The organism is Streptomyces sp. NPDC127197, from assembly GCF_042672405.1.
Classification (GTDB): domain Bacteria; phylum Actinomycetota; class Actinomycetes; order Streptomycetales; family Streptomycetaceae; genus Streptomyces; species Streptomyces flavusporus.
The window spans coordinates 1-2,633 of sequence record NZ_JBHXVG010000123.1; the positions used below are offsets into that span (position 1 = coordinate 1).

Sequence of the window (2,633 nt, forward strand, 5' to 3'; positions counted from 1 at the left end):
AGGCTCGTGGCCGTTTCCGGGAGCTGGGGGAGAGCTCAGACGGCTTTGGTCGAGAGCCCGATCCCTCATGTATCCCGTTCAGGAAAGACGCTGGATCGTTGGGCGCATCCCGCCTTACGGTGGCGCCATGAGCGATCACTCGGTAGCGCCTGTCGCGCCCGTCGAGGCCTATGAACCCCCCTACTACGTGGCTGTCTTCACTACGGTGCGAACCCAGGACCAGAGCGGCTACAGCGAGACCAACGCACGCATGGAAGACCTGGTGAAGGACGTCCCTGGGTTCCTGGGGATGGACCACGCGCAGACTCCTGGTGGGCTGGGCATCACCGTCGGGTACTTCCGCGACGCCGACGCCCTCACGGAGTGGCGGTGCAACGCCGAGCACCGCGCGGCGCAAAAGCGTGGGCAAGCCGAGTGGTACCAGAGCTACACGCTGCATGTGGCGAAAGTGGAGCGGAGCCACGGGTTCATGCGAGCGTAGGTCCCGCAGAGCCCGACAGCAGGCTGACCAACCGAGGTCACCTCCTGGTCCGGCAAGCGCCGTCCCGCCAGGCTGTCCGGGTGGCAGAACGAGTACGCGTCCGCGAGATCGATGACGACGAGGGCCAGCGCCTGCTGCGGATCATCCGCAGGGGCACCGGCTCGGTGGTGACCTGGCGGCGGGCCCAGATGGTGCTGCTGTCCGCGCAGGGCATGCCCGTTGCGAAGATCGCCGAGGTGACGTTCACCAGCGCGGACCGGGTCCGGGACGTGATCCACAACTTCAACACCGACGGCTTCGAGGCGCTCTACCCCAAGTACAAGGGCGGGCGACCGAGGACGTTCACCCTGCCGGAACGCCGCGAGATCAAGAAGATCGCCAAGTCTAAGCCGGTCGAGCACGGCCTGCCGTTTTCGACCTGGAGCCGGGCCAAGCTGGCCGACTTCCTGGTCGCCGAGGGGGTGGTCGACGACATCAGCCACGAGGGCCTGCGCATCCTGCTCCGCGAGGAGGGCGTGTCGTTTCAACGCGTGAAGACCTGGAAGACCTCCCGCGACCCCGACTACACCGCCAAGAAGGCCCGCGTCGAGCACCTCTATGCGATCGCCGACGGCGAGGTCATCCCCGAGGACGGCGAACCGGACGTCGTCTTATGCCTCGACGAGTTCGGCCCGCTCAACCTCCAGCCCCACCCCGGGCGACAGTGGGCCGAGCGCGGCGGACGGCACAAGGACCCCGACCGGGAGCCCCGGCCCCGCCGACGGGCGACCTACACCCGCCCGCACGGGGTCCGGCACCTGCTCGCCGCCTTGGACCTGAGCAAGGACAAGCTCTACGGCCACATCAAGCCGAAGAAGAACCGGACGAGGTTCCTTCAGTTCTGCCGCTACCTGCGCAGCCTCTACCCGCCGCACATCCGGATCGCGATCGTGCTGGACAACTTCTCCCCGCACCTGACCACGAAGAAGGACACCCGGGTCGGCGACTGGGCTGCGGCCAACAACGTCGAGTTCGCCTACACACCGACCAACAGCTCCTGGCTGAACCGCATCGAGGCCCAGTTCACCGCCCTGCGCTACTTCGCACTGGACGGTACCGACCACGCCAGCCACAAGGAGCAGGGCAGCATGATCCGTCGCTACATCATCTGGCGGAACAAGCACGCAGCAGACAGCCGCCTCCGCGAGGTCGTGAACAGGGCGAACGTTGCCTGATGCGGCATTAGATGCCCGCCGATGACATGGTGCGATGCGGTCTCGAACGTTGGCTCCCGGATTGTGGCGGCCGCCGACGGGAGGCAGGGTGGTCTCGAGACCGTGTGGGCGAGGCAGAAGGCACACGGTCTGTCACGGATGCGGGCCGTGGCTTGTCCTCTTCGCGAAGCAAGTTGTGTGAGCCGGGAACCGGCGAACTTGGTCACCGCCGAACGAGTGGGTCGGTACACCGGTCCGGAATGTGGTGGCCGACGCAAGATAGTCCATTCCGGGCAGGCTTACAGAGGTGTGGTACATGTCAGAGAAGAACCCAGATCACGGGACCTCCCACGAGGGCTCCTTGCCGTCCGAAGTCCAGTTGCTGCAGGAAGTCACTCCGCCCTTCTTTCCCGAAGGTGGTTCGGGAATGACCATCCTCGTCGAGTGGCCTCCCGGTCACCCCGGGCTCCCTCCGCATCGCCACTCGGGCCCGGCGTTCGGGTACGTGATGGAGGGCGCGCTCCGGTTCGAGCTCGAGGGTGAGCCGGAGCGTGTGGTCGAGGCCGGTGAGACGTTCTGGGAGCCAGGCGGTGACGTGATCCACTACCAGGACGGCAACGCCCTGTCGGACGCACCGACCAAGTTCCTGGTGACCATGGTGTGCGCGCCGGGTCAGCCGATGCTCACGGTGGTCGACGAGGAGGAGCTGAAGGAACGGGCGCACCTGCGCGCCCCGCGTCCCTCCGAAGGCTGACCCGCGAGATCGGCAGGGGCGCGGAGCCCGGAACACCGATCCCGGTGCCGGGCTTGCAGCAACGGCCGGCCTTCATCGTCATCGATCTCACCAACCCGCACACGTTCTGCCGCCCGGACAGACCCATGGTGACGCACCCCCTGCGCCAGCACCCGAGCGGCGCGTCACATCACAACAGGGCAAACGTTGCCTGATACGGCACTAG

General features: G+C 66.6%; 3 protein-coding genes. All 3 read left to right on the forward strand.

The window, feature by feature from the left end; genetic code table 11:
• The first annotated feature begins 127 nt into the window (after nucleotides 1–127).
• The 3 genes from ACFVJQ_RS45805 (at nucleotide 128) to ACFVJQ_RS45815 (ending at nucleotide 2,428) form a co-directional block, all read left to right on the forward strand.
• Nucleotides 128–481 (forward strand): antibiotic biosynthesis monooxygenase family protein, encoded by a 354-nt coding sequence (locus tag ACFVJQ_RS45805; protein WP_385791917.1) that lies wholly within the window; start codon nucleotides 128–130, stop codon nucleotides 479–481.
• An 80-nt stretch (nucleotides 482–561) separates the two neighbouring features.
• A complete protein-coding gene (locus tag ACFVJQ_RS45810; RefSeq protein ID WP_385791919.1) occupies nucleotides 562–1,695 on the forward strand; it encodes an IS630 family transposase in 1,134 nt (377 codons plus the stop codon).
• 295 nt (nucleotides 1,696–1,990) lie between these two features.
• On the forward strand, nucleotides 1,991–2,428 hold the full coding sequence (locus ACFVJQ_RS45815) for a cupin domain-containing protein (RefSeq protein ID WP_385791921.1): 438 nt from the start codon (nucleotides 1,991–1,993) through the stop codon (nucleotides 2,426–2,428).
• Nucleotides 2,429–2,633: the final 205 nt, after the last annotated feature.